A 17,795-nucleotide genomic window follows, 5' to 3' on the forward strand; every position below is an offset into this window, starting at 1 on the left:
GACCAGGACGATGCCCCGGCGCGGGAGGCGGGGCCGCTCGGCTCCCGGGAGCCGGGCGAGGTGGCCGCCCCCGGCGCCGGCGGCGTTGACGCCGGCTGGGGCGGCCAGTTCGCGGCGCGGTGTGCGCACACCGCGGATCCGGCCGTCGGGCGCGACGAGCAGGCCGGTCGCCTCCTCGCCGAGCAGCACGGCGGCGCCCGACTCGCTTGCCGCGTGCAGGAGTTGGGCCGCCGCGCGGGCCGGCTGGACCTGGGCGTCCTGCGGGTAGTGGAATCCGCCCGTGAGGCCGGGGGCGAGATGGGGTTCGAGGTCGTGCAGCCGGTCGGCACGGATCTCGTGCGCCTCGACGCCGGCTGTGCGCTGGGCCGCGGCGAACTTCCGCAGTGCGGCCAGAGCGGTCTCGTCGTGGGCCACGACGAGACCGCCCTTGGGCTCGTACTCGGTCTCCTGTGGGAGCGTCTCGGCGAGTTCGCGCCACAGTCGGGTGGAGAGCAGCGCGAGGTCGAGCTCCGGGCCCGCCTCCTTGTCGGAGACGAGCAGATTGCCTTCCCCGGCGCCGGTGGAGCCGCCCGCGACGGAGCCGCGGTCGATCACTGCGACAGCCAGGCCGGCGCGGCTCGCGTAGTAGGCGCACGCCGCTCCGACGACGCCGGCGCCGATGACGACGGCGTCCAGAGTGTGTCTGTTGGGCACGGCAGTAATATGTCACATTCCATCAGACGGGGGAAGGCGGTCCGCGCAACTCTCCGGTCAGCTCCGCAGCGGCCCCTCGCAGCGGTAAGTCGCGCTCCCCGCCTTGCTGTTGCTCCAGATCTCGACGGGCCCGAAGGAGCAGTTCATGTCGGCGAGGTTGGTGGACGCGGCCCCCGCGCGGTCGAGGATGAAGTAGTCGACCGTCTCGGACATGTCCTGGAAGACGCGGTCCGGGCTGTTCGCGTCCGAGAGGTTCGCGGTGATCCTCCCGGTGCAGGTGAAGCGCCGCTTGCCGGGGTCGCCGTCGTCCGCGCACATCGGGTCGGCGGCGGTGGACGCGGCGAAGGACGCGCGCACGGCCTCGACGGCGGCGTCCCGGAGCCGTTCGTTGGGCGTGTAGCGCGTATTGGGCACGAACAGCTCGTCGACCTTGGCGATCTGCGCGTCGAGGAAGCCGTCGTACGCCCGCTGCAGGGCCGCGTCGCGGCCGAGGCGGCTGCGCCACGCGTCGAAGCCGGCCGGGTCGTTCGCGCGCAGATACCCGTACATCTCGCGGATCAGGGCGGGTCGCTCCATCCACAGGAACTCGTAGAACGCGCCCGCGTAGCTGTAGAAGCGGAAGCCGTCCCCGTCGTAGGTGGCGTGGAGCAGCTGGTTCACGCTCATCCGGGGCTTGCCGCCCGCGGTGTCGTTGACGATGCCGCGGATCAGCGACTTGCGGACCTTGATGCCGTCGTCGCGGGTGGCGCCGTCCAAGAACTCGGCGGTTCCCTCGTCCATCGCGGTCGTCCGGTCGCCGGTGTACCAGGGCCCTTCGCCGAAGTAGCCGGGCACGGCCCAGCGGCCGTTGAGGTAGTGCACGTACTCGTGCCGGAAGAGCTCTTCGAGGGTGAGCGAGGAGTCCTGCGGGACACGGCGCTGGTAGGTGTAGAAGGTGGCGCCGCGCTCGATGTAGACGCCGCCGTTCTCGGTGCCCATGCCAGTGAGGATCGGGTGGTACACCTCGTAGTCGGCGCGGGAGGCGTACAGCACCACGTTCAGCGCGGTGTTGGGGTCGCCGGCCAGCGGGGACTCGGCGCCGAGCACCCGGTGGAACTGCGCCTTGACCTGCTTGCTCGCGTAGTAGAGCTGGTCCACGGTCGCCCGGTCGAGCGCGGTGCGGACCTTGATGGCCCCGTTGTCGTAGGTGTACGTGTACGGGAAGATCTTCCGCTCGATGTCGTCCTTGCAGACCGCGTACGGCTTGCACGCCTCGTAGAAGTTCAGCCAGGACACCAGCGAGGCCCAGGGACGGCTGCCGTCGCCGAAGTTGCCGCGCGCCACGGGCAGCAGGGCGCCGAGGTCGGGGACGATCTGCCGCCTCAGGACGTCGATCTGGCCGAAGCGGCCGTACTCGCCGAGCGCGTCGCGCACCACCCACTCGTTGGGGGTGCCCTTGAGGTGGGTGTAGCCGGCGAAGGCCCTGAAGGACGCGCGGTACGAGGGGTTCTGGGTCACGACGTTGTGGAAGGCCGTGTCCTTGTTGCCCGGGTAGACGCCGAGGTAGTTCACGGAGAGGGCGGCCAGGGCGGCGCCGCCCCAGGAGGCGTCGTCGTACTGGCCCTTGTGGTACTTGTCCATCGTGGCCAGGACTTTTCTGATCAGCCCGAGCTGGCTGTGCCGCAGGCCGGGGCCGCTGCCGGTGTAGAGGGCCTCGCGCAGGGTCTCGGCGTTGGTCCGCGTGACGTCGAAGGTGCGTGCCGCCGTGCCGAAGTCGTGGACGGCACGCCTGAGTATCTCGGTGGTCGGGACGTCGGTGACGTCTATCTCCGGGCGCGAGAAGTCGTGGTACACGACGGCGTGGAGATAGGTGAACATCTCCAGCAGATGGGTGCTGTTGCGGCCGTCGTGGCGGGCCGCGAGCGAGGATATCCGGCGGCCGAGGGCCTGGACGTGGGCGTCGGACATGATCGGCGCCAGCCGGGCGTCCCAGGTCCAGATCAGGCCGCTCAGACAGCCGTCGGCGGTGACGGCAGGGTCGGCGAGGAAGTCGGCGAGCTGCTCCGGCGTCAGCCGGGTGACGCCGTCGAGGGTGCAGGGGACTCCCGCGGCACGGAGGGCGGCGCTGCGGGACGGGTCGGCCTTCTTGCCGCCCTGGCGGCCGGGGACGCGTCCCTCGGCCGACTCCCCCGGCGGCGGGGCCGGCTGGGCGGTGGGCCTGGGAGCCCGGGCGAGGCGCTCGACCTCGTCGAAGGGGTTTTCGCCATGGGCGGCGGACTGCTGCCCGGCCGGACCCGGCCGTGCGGCGAACGCGGCGGGGACCGCGGGGGCGGCGGAGGCCGTGCGCTCCGGGCCCGACTGCTGCGCGGCCGGTCCGAGCGGGGCGAGGAGGGCTACGGCACAGGCGCCTGCGAGCAGGGGTGTGCGCACGGATCTGAGCTGGGACACCGAGTGCTCCTGATGTGGGAGGTGGGAGGTGGGTGTGACAGCGGTGCGGTCATCGCGAACTGACCGGACACGGAAGGGGATTGATGCCGTCCGGAGGGGGCGCGATGTGACCCGTAACATAGTAATGTGAAATTGCACTGACAACCCCTCAGCACCAGTCCGTCCTGGAGGAGTTCCGATGACCGCTGACGACGCCCGCCTCGCGCCGGAGTCCGTGCAGGCGAGGACCAGCAGCCACGATCTGGCCGTCTCGCCGGAGTTGGCCTCGTTCATGAGCACCGGCTGGGCGAGCACTCCGCTGCCGGCCGACGCGCACGTCGCCGCCAGGGCCGTGACACCGGCCCGCCGCGCCCGGCTCTCCGCGCTCTTCCCGGGCGAGCGACTGCTGGTCCCCGCCGGGGAGTTGAAGGTCCGCTCCAACGACTGCGACCACCGGTTCCGGCCGCACAGCGCGTACGCCTGGCTCACCGGTCTCACCGGCGAGGACCAGCCCGGCCATGTCCTGGTCCTGGAGCCTTCCGGGCCGCACGCCCACGAGCCGGTGCTGTATCTGCGCCCCCGGTCCCCGCGCGACGGCGACGAGTTCTACCGCGACCGGCGGTACGGCGAGTTCTGGGTGGGCCGCCGCCCCGACCTCGCCGAGGCCGAGCGCCTCACCGGCATCCGCTGCGAGCACCTCGACGGGCTCGACCGGCTGCCGCCCGCCCGGGACGCCTCCCGCGACGCCGAGCTGGCCGCCGCGCTCAGCGAGCTGCGGCTCGTCAAGGACGGCTGGGAGCTGGGCCAGCTCCAGCTGGCCGTCGACCACACGACCGCCGGCTTCGAGGACGTCGTCCGCGACCTGCCGCGCGCCCTGGCCCACCCGCGCGGCGAGCGCCGGATCGAGGGCGTCTTCGGCCTGCGGGCCCGCGCGGAGGGCAACGGCACGGGCTACGAGACGATCGCCGCGTCCGGCGCGCACGCCTGCGCCCTGCACTGGATCCGCAACGACGGCGCCCTGGACCCGGCGAGCCTCCTGCTGCTGGACGCCGGCGTGGAGACCGACACCCTCTACACCGCCGACATCACGCGCACGCTCCCCCTCTCCGGCCGGTTCTCGCCCGTGCAGCGCCAGGTGTACGAACTCGTCCTCGCCGCCCAGGAGGCGGGGATCGCCGCCCTCAAGCCGGGGGCGAGCTTCCGGGACTTCCACAGCGCAGCCATGCAGGTCGTCGCGGAGGGGCTGACGCAGTGGGGCGTCCTGAAGAGCGCGTCGGGCGACCTGCACCGCCGCTACACGCTCTGCGCCAGCGGCCATATGCTCGGCCTGGACGTCCACGACTGCGGCAAGGCCCGCGCCGAGACCTATCTGGACGGCGTGCTGGAGGAGGGCCAGGTCCTCACGGTCGAGCCGGGCCTGTACCTCCAGCCCGACGACGAGACCCTGCCCGCGCAGCTGCGGGGCATCGGCGTACGGATCGAGGACGACCTCGTCGTCACCTCCGACGGCGCCCGCCTGATGTCCTCGGCGCTGCCGCGCACCCCCGACGCGATCGAGGAGTGGATGGGCACGCTCATGGCCGGCTGAGCACCGGCGAGGGCGGACCGACGCGCGCGGCGGTCACCCAGATGCCCTGTCGCAGGTGCGGAGACTTCCGTCCTCGACCCGTAATGGTCATGGCCGACCCGGCCGCTCGGCCGGGCGGCGAACCACTGCGGCGACGGAGGGGAGCGGGTTGTGCGAGCCAGAAGAGGTACGGTCACGGCGGCCGCCGGCGTGCTGAGCGTCCTGGCGCTCGCGGGCCTGATGCAGGCGGGCGACTCGCCGCGGACGGCCACCGCGACGCGCGGCGGCCACGGCGCCGTGTCGACGGACCTGGCGTCCGAAGCCGGCGGGGCGCGGCGCCCCCGCTCCCCCGGCACCGCTCCCAGCGACGACACCGCGGCCTTGAAGGCGCTCTTCGGCGACGAGATCCGGCGGATGCCCACCGAGAAGCAGGTGGTGGCGCTGACCTTCAACGCCGCGTGGAACGAGGCCGGCGTCGACTCCGTCCTGGCCGAGCTGCGGCGGCGCAAACTGCCGGCCACGTTCTTCCTGACCGGCGAGTTCGCCGAGGCCCACCCCGCCGCCGCGCGGGCGATGGCCGCCGAGCACGGGATCGGCAACCACTCCTACAGCCACCCGCAGTTCGCCGACATCTCCGAGCAGGAGCAGGCACGCGAGGTGCAGGAGGCCGACGCGGCGATCCGCGCGGCGACCGGAGCGACGCCGCTGCCGTTCTTCCGCTTCCCCTACAGCGCCACGACCCCGCAGACCATCGCCGCGGTCAACGCCCTGGGCTACGCGGACATCGAGTTCACCGCCGACACCAACGGGTACCTCGGCCCCGACGGCGGCATGACCGTCGAGAAGGCTCTCGACCGCGCCCTGGACGCCGCGGTCCCCGGCGGCATCCTGCAGATGCACGTCGGCAACTCGGGCTCGGGCCCGGTCCTCGACGCCGACGCCCTCCCCCAGATCATCGACGCCGTCGAGGACCGCGGCTACCAGATCGTCGACCTGCGCACCCTCCTGGACCCGGCGGCGCAGCAGAGCAGGCGGTCGACCGCGGGCGGCGGGCGACACCTGTCCGAGTGAGCCACCCGTCGCAGCAGCCGACCGAGCTCACGCGGGGCGCCGGACCGCGCCTGCGATCCCCGGTCTCCTCGACCCGTGACGGCGCTGGGCCCGTTCATCTGCCGTTCCCCCGCGCTTTGCCCAGGAGTCGCTCTCCACGCTCCCCTTGTTGCTGATCAACCCCTTACGATGCGATGGCGATGCGCGCGCCGCGCACCGCAGGCACAGGGGGAGGCGCGATGTCCAGGAGACCGCGGGACGGCATGTCCGACGGCATACCGGACCAGACGTGGGGGACGCTTCCGGGCGGTGTGGAGCTCTACCGTCTGAGGCCGGACGGCGCCGTCGAGCTGGCCGACCGCGAGGGCGCCCGCGAGCTGGGCCCCGAGCGCGAGTTCCTCCGCTTCATCGACGACGGCCAGTTCGCCCACTACCTCGTGGGCGACGCGGCGACGTCGCCCGAGCGTCCCTCCAACGCCACCGTCAAACTCGGCGTCGTGGGCCCGCGCAGCGCCTTCACCCCGCACGCCCACGGCGGAGAGCATTTCGTCCTCAGCCTCGGCCACGCGGCCTGCGGCCTCTACGACGCGGACCGCGACGAGGTCTGCGACGTCCCGCTCACGCCGGGGATGCTGATACGCATCCCCGAGATGATGCCCCACTCCTTCGCGAACCGGGGCGCCGATCCGCTGACGATCCTCGCCGCCAACACCGGCTACGGCATCGACCACGAGGACTACGCGATCACCGCGTCGGAGGCCGAGCGCAGGGCCGCGGGCGACGGCACTGCGGCCGGCCAGGGCCAGCTGGCCCTGGCCGCGGCCACCGACTACCGGGCCCTCGCCGCGGCCCTGCGCGACATCGAGCGCGTTCAGCGGGTCCGCGGCATCGGCGCCACCACCGTCCGCGAACGTCTGGCCGCGCGGCTACGCCGGGTGGCGACCGCGCTGGAGGTCCGCCGGTGATCTGTCCGCACTGCGAACGCAGCCTGCTGCGCAAGGAGCGTCCCAACAACACCTGCTCCCTGTGCAAGCGCAGCTACGCGCTCGACCCCAAGACCAACCCTCTGCGCCTGAACGACCTCCGGGTGCGCAGGATCATGGCCAAGCTGACCGCCGAGGGGACGATCAAGGTCACGCCCGGCCAGCTGTGGTACGCGCTGTCGCGCAAGCGGCTCAAGGAGAGCGAGTTCGCCGCCGGCTCCGCCGGAACGGCGCTCGTCGCGGGCATCGTCGCCGCCTTCTTCGCCGTCGTCGGCGACTTCGCCTTCCTGTTCGCGGTCTGCGGCGGCCTGCTCCTCCTCTCGCTCGGCCTCTTCCTCGCGCGCAAGGCGGGCGTCGGCAGGGGCGTACCGCCGACGAGCCGTGAGGCGTTCCGCTCGCAGGCGCTCGCGGAGTGGCGGAAGGTGTACGGCAGGCTGCCGCAGGGGATGGTCGACGACGACGCGTACCCGCGGCGCCGGCGACAGGACCACACACCGGACTCCGGCGGCGCGCCCGCCTGCGTACTGCTCTGTCCCGACCGTTCCATCGCCGTGTTCCTCGCCGCGGACGGCCTGCCCGACCGCTACGGCATCGCGCTCGCCCAGGACCTCGAACAGGTCCTCGCGCTGGGCTCGCAGGGCCCTGTCATCGTGCTGCACGACGCCGACGCGTCCGGCGTGCTCCTCGTCCACCAGGCCCGCGCGGCCCTGCGCGGACGTCCGGTGATCGACGCGGGGCTGCCGCTGCGCACGGTCCGCGGGCTCCCGCAGGCCGTGCCCTATCGCGCCAAGGGCGAGAAGCCCGACGCACAGACGGTGAAGCAGCTCGCCGCGCTGGGCGAGCTCACCGCGCAGGAGCTGAAGCAGCTTGGGCGGGGCTGGCGGTTCCCGCTGGTGGGAATGCCCCCGGCACGGCTGCTCGCCGTCGTCGCGCAGATCGCCGAACAGGTCGCGCGCCGTGCCGATCCCGAACGGCGCCGCGCGGCGTCCGTGGGCTTCATGACCTGGCCGGGGACCGGGACGGCGACCGCTTCAGGCCCGGCGGGCGAGCGATGACCTGCCCGCACTGCGCCCTCCAACTGGGGCGCACCGAGCGCACGGGCGGTGTGTGCGCCCACTGCAAGCGGGCCTTCGCGCTGGACCCGCGTACCGACGGCAGAGGCATGCACGACCTGCGCATCCGCCGCTGCGTGGAGCGCGCGAGCGACGACGGCCGGCTGAAGGTCACCCTCACCCAGCTCTGGTACGCCTCCCGCACCGCCAACGACGTGTGGGGCGCGACCGAACGGCGCGGCGTTCCGGCGTGGATCCGCTGGCTGGCGGCGCTGCCCGTCGCCGCCGTCCTGGTCGTCTGCGCGGTCCTCGCCGACGGTGTGCTCGCGTTCGTCGTGGGCGCCGCCGCGCCGGCCGTCCTCGTCGTGGCGGCGTCGCTGCGCTACCGGCCCGCCCGGCCGGCGGGCTCGCTCGTCGAGCCTCCGGAGTACAGGTTCCGGGGGCTGATGAAGGGTTCGTGGACGAGGGTGTACGGGGGTCTGCCGGACGGTGTGGTGGACGACGAGCCCCCCACGTCCCGGTCGAACCCGTCCAGCACGTCCAGCACGTCCGGCGAGTCGCGGCGGACGGGCAAGCCGAGCATGCCGACCGCCTCGAAGCCGGCGCCCCGTCCCCGTGCCGTCATCGTGTGCACCGACCACGCGGTAGCCGTGTTCCTCGCGGCCAACGACATCCCGGCGCGCCTGGAGGCGGTCCTCGTCGAGGCGGACGGGCTCGGCGCGGACTTCGTCGTTCAGGAGGCCCTCGCCGAGCTCGCCGGACTCCGCGGCGACCTCCCCGTCGTAGTCCTGCACAGCGCCACGGCCCAGGGCGTCCTCGTGGCCCCGCTCCTCCGCGCCGCCCATCCGGGCCGGGTCGTGGTGGACGCGGGCCTTCCGGTGGCCGCGGTCAAGGACCGGCGTCACGCCGTCCGCCTCGTCGAAGACTGGCCGCCCGACGAGATCGACCAGCTCCGGACGGTGGCGGGCCTGTCCGAGGCGGAGGCCGCCTGGCTCGCGCAGGGCTTCTGGAGCCCGCTCGCCGCGGTGCCTCCGCCGCTTCTCGAAGCGGTCGTCGTACGAGCGGTGGAACGGGCCCGGACAGCCCCTCCCCCCGGCCCCGGCGCCGCCCAGAGCCAGGGCTTCCTGACCTGGCCTCAGGAGCCTGGGGACACGGGCGGGCAGGGCGAGCGCACGTCTCGGAGAGAAGGCACGAGGCCCCTATGACTGCACGACGCGTACGACCTGCACGACACGCACAACCCGCACGGCACTCCCCGGCGGCCGGCCTTGGCGCCGACGCCCGCAGGGGCCTCGGCCCCGGCGCCCGGCTGCTCGACCGGGCGATCACCGTCGCCGCCGCGCGGGCCGGCGCCCCCGGCGGCATCCGCTTCACGGAACGGCAGCTCTACTACGAGACCTGCCGCGTCCTGAGCCCGGCCGCGACGCTGCTCAAGCGCGTCCCGCGCACTCCGGCGCCGCCGCTGCGCCTGCCCGTGTTCACGCGTGCGCTGGACGCGCGGGGCAGGGAGAGCGTGCCGGGCCTGCTCCCGCCCCCGCCGACGTCGCCGCCGACGCGGGGGGACGGCCCCGCCGGTGCGTCCGAACCCGACCTGTACGCCTACGGCCTGCCCCGCATCCTCCTGTGCCAGGACCGCTCGATCGCCCGGATGCTGCTCGCCAACCACGTCCACCTCGAAGCGGCCTGCCTCGTCCTCGCGGTGCCCGACGCCCTGCCGCTGGACCCCCGCCTCACCGCGGCCCTGCGACGGGCGCAGGGCGCGACGGTCCACGTCCTGCACGACGCGAGCCCCGAGGGCGTCGCGCTGCCGGCGCGGGTCCGGGCCGCCCTCGGTCCCGTCCCGGGCGTGCGGGTCGCGTCGATCGGACTCGTGCCCCGTCATGTGGCCGCCCTGCGCCTGCCGTCCGGGCGCGGCCCGGCGCCGGCCGCGGCTCTCGGGCCGTGGCCGCCCGCGCTGCGGCCGCGGGAGGTCGCGTGGCTGGCGCAAGGGCGGTTCGCCGAGGTCGCGGCCGTGCCGCCGGCCCGTCTGGTGCGGACGGTGCTGCGCCTGACGCGCGGACCGAGACCGCCGCGGACCTCCCTGTGGAGCGACCTGCGCGGGCTGCGCGCCACGGGCTTCATGACCTGGCCCGCCTCGTGACCCCGCTCGTGCCCCGCCCCGGCGACCCCTCCCTCTCGCGGCGACGACCGCCCCACAGACCCGAGGAACGCAAGAGATGATCCGGCCCCAAGAGATCGGCTACACCGACGAGCTGCTCGCCGACGGCAGCGTCCACCGCAGATACGAGGACGGCCGCGAGGAGTGGCGCCGCCGCGACCACGCCCACGGCCGCCTGGTGCGCTGGCACGACAACCGCGGCGCCTCCGGCGCCGACGAGCTCCTCGGCGAGCGCATCGTCAAGCGCACGCTCGCCGACGGCACGGTCTCCTACGCCCGGGACATCGGCTACGGCCGCACCCTGTGGACCGGCGGCGAGACGGTCACGGTCAACAGGACGTCGTTCGGCGGGCGGATGGGCGTGATGCTCGCGGGCCTCGGCGTGGCGAGCCTCGCGATCACGGCGGCCCATCTGCCGCCGCTGAGCATGACCCCGGAGGAGGAAGAGGCGCTGCGCCAGCAGCAGGCGCAGAGCCAGGCCTCCTCGGGAGGCGATGGAGGCGGGGGCGGCGCCGGCGACTCCGGGGGCTCCGACGGCCAGGACGGGGGCGGCGAGGACTGGGACGCCGGTTGGGGCGACGGCCAAGACGCCTGGAGCGACGACGACTTCGGCTGAGTCCCGCCGCCGCCCTCACGCGTACCGCCGCAGGACTCTTGGAACACGAAGGAGAGGAGCCGTCCATGGCGCGCTTCTGCGTCAGCCTGGCCCCGACCACCGGGCAGGCCCGTGCCCACGTCGAGGCGATGGGCGCCGGCGGATCGGGCCGCGCGCCCGTGGACGTCCCCGGCGCGGACCTGGGCCTCATCGGCGGCGAACCGGGCCGCGCCGAGGGCCCGTTCACGGCGTACGGCCTGACGGCGGTCGGCGAGGCCACCCTCCACAACCGCCCGGCCCTCCTGGCCGCGCTCGCCGCCCACGACACGCCCGTGCCGCCCGGCTGCTCCGACGGCGAACTGCTGCTGCGCTGCTGGGCGCGGCTCGGCGACGCGGGGATCGCGCTCGCCGAGGGCATGTTCGTGCTGGCCGTCCTCGACGGCACGGACCTGGTCCTGATCCGCGACCACGTCGGCGCCCGCACCCTCTTCTACGCCCGGGCCGACGGCGCCTGGGCCGCCTCGACCTCGCTGCGGGCGCTGCGCCGCTGGCCCGCGCTCGGCACGTCCATGAACCTGTCGGCGGTCCGCTCGTTCCTGACGTTCGCGTACCTTCCCGGGGAGGAGACGCTGCTCGCCGGCGTACGGGAGGTCCTGCCCGGCCGGACGCTGCGGCTGGCGCAGGACGGCACGGTCGCCGAGACGGTCTACTGGGAGCCCCGCGAGCGCGTCGACGAGCCCGTGCCCGACGATCCGACGGGCCATGTGCTGGCGCTGCGCGCCCTCTTGGAGGACGCGACGGCCAGCAGGCTCCCGGAGGCGGCGCCGGCGGCGGTCCTTCTCTCCGGAGGCGTCGACAGCTCCCTCGTCACCGCCCTGGCGGCCAAGCTCCACGCCCACCCCGTCCACACGTACTCCATCAGCTTCGGCGACGAGCTGCCCAACGAGCTCGGCTACTCGGGCCTCGTGGCGTCCCACTGCCGCACCCGCCACCGCGTCCTGAACGTCTCCGGCGAGACGGTCGCCTCGCGCCTGGCCGAGGCGGCGGCGCTGCTGGACAGCCCGGTGGGCGACCCTCTGACGGTCCCGAACCTGATCCTGGCGGAGACGGTGGCGGCGGACGGCGCCTCGGTGGTCCTCAACGGCGAGGGCGGCGATCCCGTCTTCGGCGGTCCGAAGAACCTCCCGATGCTGGTGCAGGAGATGCACAGGGATCCGGGGGCGCCCTGGGACGAGGACCGGGCGACGGCGTACCTGCGCTCGTACCGCAAGTGCTGGACGGACCTTCCGGATCTGCTGACCGCGCAGACGCTTCAGGCGCTGCGGGACGCCCCGCGCCCGCAGCGCTTCGTGGAGCCGTATCTGACGGCGGGCGAGTCCAGTCCGCACCGTATGGGCCACCTGCTCAACCAGCTCCTCCACTGCAATCTGCGGACCAAGGGCGCGCACCACATCCTCACGAAGGTGGAGCGCTTGACGTCGTCCCAGGGCGTCGAGGGCCGCGCCCCGCTCTTCGACCGCAGGGTCGTCGACCATGCCTTCGCGACGCCGCCCGCGTTCAAGCTCCGCGGCACGGCGGAGAAGTGGATCCTCAAGGAGGCCGTGCGCGACCTCCTCCCGGACACGGTCGTCGACCGCCCGAAGAGCGGTATGCGGGTCCCGGTCCAGCAGTGGCTGTCGGGACCGCTGCGCGACCTCGCGGGCGACCTGCTGCTGAGCGGCCAGTCGCGTCGGCGGGGCCTGTTCCGCCCGGACACCATCCGTACGTGGATGAAGGGCGAGGGGACGCTGCTGCCCCGCCAGGGAGGCAAGCTCTGGCTGGTGCTGACGCTGGAGCTGTGGCTGAGGTCGTACGAGGTGTGAGAGACCCCCGTCGGACGCAGACCCCGGCGGGCGCGGCTCCCGGCGGCGGGAGGCCACGAGAAGAGAGCGACGAGCAGGAAGCGATGATGGACACCGAACTCACCGACCCCCGCACGGGGCTGGCCCGGGGCGCCGCCCCCGTCTGCCGCGAGCCGGAGACGACCGCCGCCGTGGCGGCGGCCCGCACGGCCCTCGCCGGCTGGAGCGCCCTGACTCCCCGCGACCGGGCCCGGCGCCTGGAGCGGCTGGCGACGCTGATCGAGGACAATGCGGCGCAGTACGCGGCGTACGAGCGGGCCGGGACGGGCAAGCCGGCCTCGGAGACGACGGGCGAGATCGAGCAGGCGGCGGATCTGTTCCGCTTCTACGCGACGGCGGCGCGGACGCGGACGACCCCGGCGTCGGGCCGCCTGGTGGCGGGCCACGAGAGCTGGGTGCGCTGGGAGCCGATCGGCGTGGTCGGCGTGATCGTCCCCTGGAACTATCCGCTGATGATGGCTGCCTGGCGCTGCGCGCCGGCGTTGGCCGCGGGCAACACGGTGGTGGCGAAGCCGGCGGAGACGACTCCGGACTCGGTGGAGCTTCTGGCGCGGCACGCGGCGCAGGCGCTGGGCGAGGGGGTCCTCCAGTCGCTGCCGGGAGACCGGCGGACGGGCCGGCTCCTGGTCGAGTCGTCGGTGGACATGGTCGCGTTCACGGGCAGCGGCCGGGCGGGCGCGGACGTGGCGGCGCGGGCGGGGACGCGCCGCGTCAGCCTGGAGCTGGGCGGCAACGCCCCCGCGGTGGTGCTGCCGGACGCCCCGGCGGACACGTACGCGTCCCTCGCGAAGGCGGCGACGTACAACGCGGGTCAGAGCTGCGCGGCGCCGGCCCGGGTCATCACGCTCGCGGAGAACTACGCGTCGACGGTCGACCGGCTGACGGCGGCGATGAGCGCCCAGGTCGCGGGCCGCGACTTCGGTCCGCTCAACAACGCGGACCAGGCGGCCCGTTACGACCGCCTCGTCGCCGCCACCGCGGCGAAGCGGAACACGGCCGCGGACATCGCCCCGGGCCCCGGCGAGGAGAAGGGCCACTGGCGTCCGGCCCGCGTCCTGGCGGACCTGCCGCACGACGACCCGACGATCGTGGAGGAGGTCTTCGGCCCGCTCCTCACGGTCCAGTGCGCGGACACCGTCGAGGCGGCTCTGGCCCTGGCGAACGGCGTCCCCCAGGCGCTGGCGGCCAGCGTCTGGACCGCCGACCTCACGGCGGGCCTCGACCTGGTCGCCCGCCTCGACGCGGGCGAGGCCTGGCTCAACTGCCACCTGGTGCAGAGCGCGGAACTCCCGCACGGCGGGCGGGGATCGTCCGGCCACGGCACGGATCTGAGCACGCTGGCGCTCCAGGAGTACCAGCGGCCCAAGACGGTCACGGTGCGGGTGGGGCGGGGATGAGGCGCCCCGGCTGAGCGAGCCACCGCCCGCAGCCGTTCCGCGGCCGAAGACGCGCGCCGGACCCGCGCGTCGCTCACTGGCCGCGGCGCGGGTTCCTCTCGGCGTCAGCGCTCACGCACGGCCGGCGGGATCCTGGTCCTCGACGGCCTCGGACGACGTCGCGGGCGAGGGCGCCGCGGCCAGGCGCGGGCCGTCCGACGGGCGGCGTCGGGTGACGTAGGCGGCCAGGGGCTCGGTGTAGCGGGCGGTGAGCGGGCCGACGACGACCAGGATCAGGACGTACGCGGTGGCCAGCGGGCCCAGGGCCGGCTCGATGCCGGCGGTGACGGCGAGGCCGGCGATGACGATCGAGAACTCGCCGCGGGCCACGAGGGTCCCGCCCGCGCGCCAGCGTCCCTTGACGCCGACTCCGGCCCGTCTGGCCGCCCAGTAGCCGGTGGCGACCTTCGTGAGGGCGGTGACCACGGCCAGGGCGAGCGCGGGCAGCAGGACGGGCGGGATGCTCGCCGGGTCGGTGTGCAGGCCGAAGAAGACGAAGAAGACGGCCGCGAACAGGTCCCGCAGCGGACTGAGCAGAGTATGCGTTCCCTCGGCGACCTCGCCGGACAGGGCGATGCCCACCAGGAAGGCGCCGACCGCGGCGGAGACCTGGAGCTGCTGGGCGATGCCCGCGACCAGCAGGGTCAGGCCGAGGACCACGAGGAGGAGCTTCTCGGGGTCGTCGCTGGAGACGAAGCGGGAGATCACACGTCCGTAGCGGACGGCGACGAACAGCACCGCGCCCGCGACGCCGAGGGCGATGGCCAGGGTCGCGCTGCCCGCGGCCAGGCTCACGCCGGCCAGCAGGGCGGTGACGATCGGCAGGTAGACGGCCATGGCCAGGTCCTCGAGCACCAGGATGCTGAGGATCACCGGCGTCTCCCGGTTGCCGAGCCGGCCCAGGTCTGACATGACCTTCGCGATGACGCCCGAGGAGGAGATCCAGGTGACGCCGGCCAGGACGACGGCCGCGACCGGCCCCCAGCCCATGAGGAGGGCGGCGACCGCGCCCGGCACGGCGTTGAGGGCGAAGTCGACCAGCCCTGCCGGGTACTGGGTCTTGAGGTTGGAGACCAGATCGCTGGCGGTGTACTCCAGGCCCAGCATCAGCAGCAGAAGGATGACGCCGATCTCGGCGCCGATGGCGACGAACTCCTCGCTCGTGCCCAGCGGGAGGAGCCCGCCCTTGCCGAACGCCAGACCGGCCAGCAGATACAGCGGTATCGGGGAGAAGTGGAAGCGGCCCGCGACCCGGCCGAGCAGCCCCAGGCCGAGGATGATCGCGCCGAACTCGATGAGGAAGACAGCGGAGTGCACGGGGTTCACTCCCGTCCGAGTATCGCCGCGGCGGCGTCGACGCCCTCGCGGGTGCCGATCAGGATCAGGGTGTCCCCGCCGGCCAGGCGGAAGTCCGGCGCGGGCGAGGGGCGGGCCTCCGCCCGACGCAGCACGGCGACCACCGACACCCCGGTCTCGGTCCGCATCCGCGTCTCGCCCAGCACGCGGCCGTTCCAGTACGAGTGGGCGGAGAGCTCGATCCGCTCGGCCACCAGTCCCAGGTCGGTGGTGTGCAGCACGTTGGGGCTGTGGTGGGCGGGCATCAGGGCGTCGATCAGCGACGCCGTCTCGGGCCCGGTCAGATGCAGCGACTGGGCGCAGGCGTCCGGGTCGTCGGCCCGGTAGACGTTGACCGTCCGGGTTCCGTCCCGGTGCGCGATGACGGACAGATGGCGGCGCTCCCGTGTGGTCAGGTCGTACTGGACGCCGATGCCGGGCAGCGGCGTGGTGCTCAAGCGTGGAGCAGGCACAGCCTGTCCCCCTCCTGGTTCTGTGGCTGTCGTGCGTGTGTGCGACGCCGGGCTCGGCAGACGGCAGGCCCGGCGGAGACGCCCATGCTGCCATCTGGCGCCGGGCCCGGGATATGGGTGTCGGCACGGATGGACGACGGGCCCGGGCAGCGGGCAGCGGGCAGGCTGGGGCGGCGGGACTGGTCGCGATGCTCGTCGCCATCGCCGTCCTGCTGCGGATCGGACTGGCGCCCCTGCAGCGCCTGACCCGGGCCATGGCCACCGTCGACCTCCTGCGGCCCGGCAGCCGCACGGCGGTCACCGGCCACGGCGAGATCGCCGAGCTCACCCAGACGTTCAACGCCATGCTCGGCCGGCTCGAGGCCGAGCGAGCTTCCAGCGCCGGCCGCGCGATCGTCTGGAGCTCACGCGCTACGCCATCCGGGTCGGTCTGATCGAGCCCTAGCCGGCCGACCGCGTGCCCCGACCGAGGGGAGTCGTCAGTCGTCGGACCACCTGACCGGCAGGCTCGGGTCGCGGCCGGGCCGGGGGCGTCGTAGACAGGAGGCATGAGCGAGCGGACGGCCTCGAGCCCACGGCCGCGGCCGCGCCCGGGAGCGCAGACCGCGAGCGCGACCGGGGCCCCGCGCGTCGCCGGCGCCGCCGCGGTGCCGTGCCGACTCGACGGCCAGGCCGAGAAGGGTTTCCATGAGCCACGACAACGCCCTGCGGATCTACCTCAACGACCATCTCGCCGGCTCGACCACGGGAGTCGAGCTGGCGCGGCGGATCGCGCACGCCCATAGCGCGTCGGCCGACGCCGCTCGGCTCCAGCGACTGGCCGAGGACATCGCCCAGGACCGCCGCACCCTGCTGGAGCTGATGGCCCGTCTGGACGTCCAGCCGCACAAGTACAAGATCGTCGGCGGCTGGGCGGCCGAGAAGGTCAGCCGGCTCAAGCCCAACGGCCGCGCCTACCGTCGCTCCCGGCTCAGTCCGCTCATCGAGCTCGAGACCCTGCGGATCGGGATCCAGGGCAAACAGCGGCTGTGGCACGCGCTGATGCCCGTGGCCAGCCAGACGGACCGCCTGGACTCGCAGCTCATCGCCGCTCTCGCGACCCGGGCGGCGGAGCAGGCAGCCGTCGTCGACGAGCTGCACGAGCGCGCCGCCGCGGCGGCCCTCTCCCCGCCGGCGCGCGAGGCCGGGGCGCCCGGCGGCGAGGGGGCGCAGCCGTAGTCCGCTGCAGCCGACTGTATTCCGACAGTCATTACTGAGCGGATGAGGGGTAGTCGCCGCACGACGCCGAAGCCATCGCGACAAAGGACAGACGTCAGCGCGATGGACGGCAGGAGAGGAGACGCGGCGATGAGCACCGTCAAGGAATCGATCGAGGTCGACGTTCCCGTCCGCACCGCGTACAACCAGTGGACGCAGTTCGAGGAGTTCCCGAAGTTCATGGAGGGCGTCGAGGAGGTCACCCAGCTCGACGACTGCCACAACCACTGGACCACCAAGATCGCAGGCGTCCGGCGGGAGTTCGACACCGAGATCGTCGACCAGCTCCCCGACGAGCGGATCGCCTGGCGCACGACCGGCGGCGAGTCCCGGCAGATGGGCATGGTCCGCTTCCGGGCGCTGGACGCGACGCATACGAGTGTGGAGCTGGTGATGGACTTCGAGGCGACCGGGCCGGTGGAGCAGGCCGCGGCCGTGACCGGGATGGTCGACCGGCGCGTCAAGGGCGACATGCGTCGCTTCAAGGAGTTCGTCGAGCGGCGCAGTGGCGAGACAGGCGGCTGGCGCGGCCGGGTGTCCCCTGCGTGACCTGTGCTTTCCCTGAGTGACGGGGGCGCCGGAGGGTTTGCCCGCGCAGGTGCGGGTACCCGGCTGGGCGTCCGACATCGCGCACCCGCGACGGCCCTCGCACGGGCCCCGGGTGTGCCGGGCGGCGGAGGAAGCCGCCCCGTCTGGAGAGGACGAGCCTGATGAGCAAGAGCAAGGCCAAGGCCAAGCAGATGAAGGGCAAGGCGAAGGAGGTCGTCGGCAGGACCACGGATGACAAGTCCCTGGCCGGTCTTGAAGGCCGCGACGCGCTCCACCACCTCGCGCACAAGCTCCGCGGTCCGCGCCCGGGTGGTCGGGCCGGAGAGCATGGCCTCCATAG

15 protein-coding genes and 1 pseudogene are annotated in these 17,795 nt (G+C 73.7%); 12 read left to right on the top strand and 4 right to left on the bottom strand.

Features of this window, described 5'->3' with window-relative positions:
• On the bottom strand, positions 1–693 hold a 693-nt coding region (locus AB0M39_RS37830; RefSeq protein WP_365372435.1), incomplete at its 3' end, for an FAD-dependent oxidoreductase.
• A gap of 57 nt (positions 694–750) precedes the next feature.
• Positions 751–3,120 (bottom strand): collagenase, encoded by a 2,370-nt coding sequence (locus AB0M39_RS37835; protein ID WP_365372438.1) that lies wholly within the window; start codon positions 3,118–3,120, stop codon positions 751–753.
• A gap of 178 nt (positions 3,121–3,298) precedes the next feature.
• Between AB0M39_RS37835 and AB0M39_RS37840 the strand changes: the two genes are divergently transcribed.
• The 9 genes from AB0M39_RS37840 to AB0M39_RS37880 all read left to right on the top strand — a co-directional run bounded on the left by AB0M39_RS37840 (position 3,299) and on the right by AB0M39_RS37880 (position 13,802).
• Positions 3,299–4,687 carry an aminopeptidase P family protein gene (locus AB0M39_RS37840; protein ID WP_365372440.1) on the top strand — a complete coding sequence of 463 codons (1,389 nt, stop codon included), beginning with the start codon at positions 3,299–3,301 and terminating at the stop codon, positions 4,685–4,687.
• A gap of 150 nt (positions 4,688–4,837) precedes the next feature.
• On the top strand, positions 4,838–5,737 hold the full coding sequence (locus AB0M39_RS37845) for a polysaccharide deacetylase family protein (RefSeq protein ID WP_365372443.1): 900 nt from the start codon (positions 4,838–4,840) through the stop codon (positions 5,735–5,737).
• A 218-nt stretch (positions 5,738–5,955) separates the two neighbouring features.
• The gene (locus AB0M39_RS37850) at positions 5,956–6,681 is read left to right on the top strand and encodes a cupin domain-containing protein (protein ID WP_365372446.1); all 726 of its coding nucleotides are present in this window, start codon (positions 5,956–5,958) and stop codon (positions 6,679–6,681) included.
• Positions 6,678–7,754, top strand: coding sequence for a hypothetical protein (locus AB0M39_RS37855; protein ID WP_365372448.1), 1,077 nt, complete (start codon positions 6,678–6,680; stop codon positions 7,752–7,754). The genes AB0M39_RS37850 and AB0M39_RS37855 overlap by 4 nt, the downstream gene beginning before the upstream one ends.
• A complete protein-coding gene (locus AB0M39_RS37860; RefSeq protein WP_365372451.1) occupies positions 7,751–8,956 on the top strand; it encodes a hypothetical protein in 1,206 nt (401 codons plus the stop codon). The genes AB0M39_RS37855 and AB0M39_RS37860 overlap by 4 nt, the downstream gene beginning before the upstream one ends.
• Positions 8,953–9,891, top strand: a complete 939-nt coding sequence (locus tag AB0M39_RS37865; RefSeq protein WP_365372453.1) for a hypothetical protein — start codon at positions 8,953–8,955, stop codon at positions 9,889–9,891. The genes AB0M39_RS37860 and AB0M39_RS37865 overlap by 4 nt, the downstream gene beginning before the upstream one ends.
• Before the next feature lie 76 nt (positions 9,892–9,967).
• The gene (locus tag AB0M39_RS37870) at positions 9,968–10,525 is read left to right on the top strand and encodes a hypothetical protein (RefSeq protein WP_365372457.1); all 558 of its coding nucleotides are present in this window, start codon (positions 9,968–9,970) and stop codon (positions 10,523–10,525) included.
• A gap of 65 nt (positions 10,526–10,590) precedes the next feature.
• Positions 10,591–12,366: an asparagine synthase-related protein gene (locus AB0M39_RS37875; RefSeq protein WP_365372460.1), complete on the top strand. Its 1,776-nt coding sequence runs from the start codon at positions 10,591–10,593 to the stop codon at positions 12,364–12,366.
• Positions 12,367–12,452: 86 nt separating this feature from the next.
• A complete protein-coding gene (locus AB0M39_RS37880; protein WP_365372463.1) occupies positions 12,453–13,802 on the top strand; it encodes an aldehyde dehydrogenase family protein in 1,350 nt (449 codons plus the stop codon).
• A 111-nt stretch (positions 13,803–13,913) separates the two neighbouring features.
• Here the strand turns inward: AB0M39_RS37880 and AB0M39_RS37885 are convergent, their stop codons facing one another.
• Both AB0M39_RS37885 and AB0M39_RS37890 read right to left on the bottom strand, forming a co-directional pair.
• The gene (locus AB0M39_RS37885; protein ID WP_365372466.1) at positions 13,914–15,158 is read right to left on the bottom strand and encodes a cation:proton antiporter; all 1,245 of its coding nucleotides are present in this window, start codon (positions 15,156–15,158) and stop codon (positions 13,914–13,916) included.
• Positions 15,159–15,163: 5 nt separating this feature from the next.
• Positions 15,164–15,649, bottom strand: a complete 486-nt coding sequence (locus AB0M39_RS37890) for a TrkA C-terminal domain-containing protein (RefSeq protein ID WP_365372469.1) — start codon at positions 15,647–15,649, stop codon at positions 15,164–15,166.
• 173 nt (positions 15,650–15,822) lie between these two features.
• Between AB0M39_RS37890 and AB0M39_RS37895 the strand changes: the two are divergent.
• The 3 genes and pseudogenes from AB0M39_RS37895 to AB0M39_RS37905 all read left to right on the top strand — a co-directional run.
• Positions 15,823–16,044: pseudogene (locus AB0M39_RS37895) on the top strand (HAMP domain-containing protein); the annotation flags it as partial.
• 292 nt (positions 16,045–16,336) lie between these two features.
• Positions 16,337–16,867 (top strand): hypothetical protein, encoded by a 531-nt coding sequence (locus AB0M39_RS37900; RefSeq protein WP_365372472.1) that lies wholly within the window; start codon positions 16,337–16,339, stop codon positions 16,865–16,867.
• Between the two features lie 129 nt (positions 16,868–16,996).
• Positions 16,997–17,455, top strand: a complete 459-nt coding sequence (locus AB0M39_RS37905; protein WP_365372475.1) for an SRPBCC family protein — start codon at positions 16,997–16,999, stop codon at positions 17,453–17,455.
• The last annotated feature ends 340 nt before the right edge of the window (positions 17,456–17,795 follow it).

The sequence above is a fragment of the Streptomyces sp. NPDC051907 genome (assembly GCF_040681075.1).
Lineage (GTDB): Bacteria > Actinomycetota > Actinomycetes > Streptomycetales > Streptomycetaceae > Streptomyces.

Coding starts and splice junctions, on each gene's coding strand:
- AB0M39_RS37865 (WP_365372453.1), top strand. CDS start 8,953: ATGACTGCACGACGCGTACGACCTGCACGACACGCACAACCCGCACGG.
- AB0M39_RS37860 (WP_365372451.1), top strand. CDS start 7,751: ATGACCTGCCCGCACTGCGCCCTCCAACTGGGGCGCACCGAGCGCACG.
- AB0M39_RS37840 (WP_365372440.1), top strand. CDS start 3,299: ATGACCGCTGACGACGCCCGCCTCGCGCCGGAGTCCGTGCAGGCGAGG.
- AB0M39_RS37880 (WP_365372463.1), top strand. CDS start 12,453: ATGGACACCGAACTCACCGACCCCCGCACGGGGCTGGCCCGGGGCGCC.
- AB0M39_RS37850 (WP_365372446.1), top strand. CDS start 5,956: ATGTCCAGGAGACCGCGGGACGGCATGTCCGACGGCATACCGGACCAG.
- AB0M39_RS37905 (WP_365372475.1), top strand. CDS start 16,997: ATGAGCACCGTCAAGGAATCGATCGAGGTCGACGTTCCCGTCCGCACC.
- AB0M39_RS37900 (WP_365372472.1), top strand. CDS start 16,337: ATGAGCCACGACAACGCCCTGCGGATCTACCTCAACGACCATCTCGCC.
- AB0M39_RS37870 (WP_365372457.1), top strand. CDS start 9,968: ATGATCCGGCCCCAAGAGATCGGCTACACCGACGAGCTGCTCGCCGAC.
- AB0M39_RS37875 (WP_365372460.1), top strand. CDS start 10,591: ATGGCGCGCTTCTGCGTCAGCCTGGCCCCGACCACCGGGCAGGCCCGT.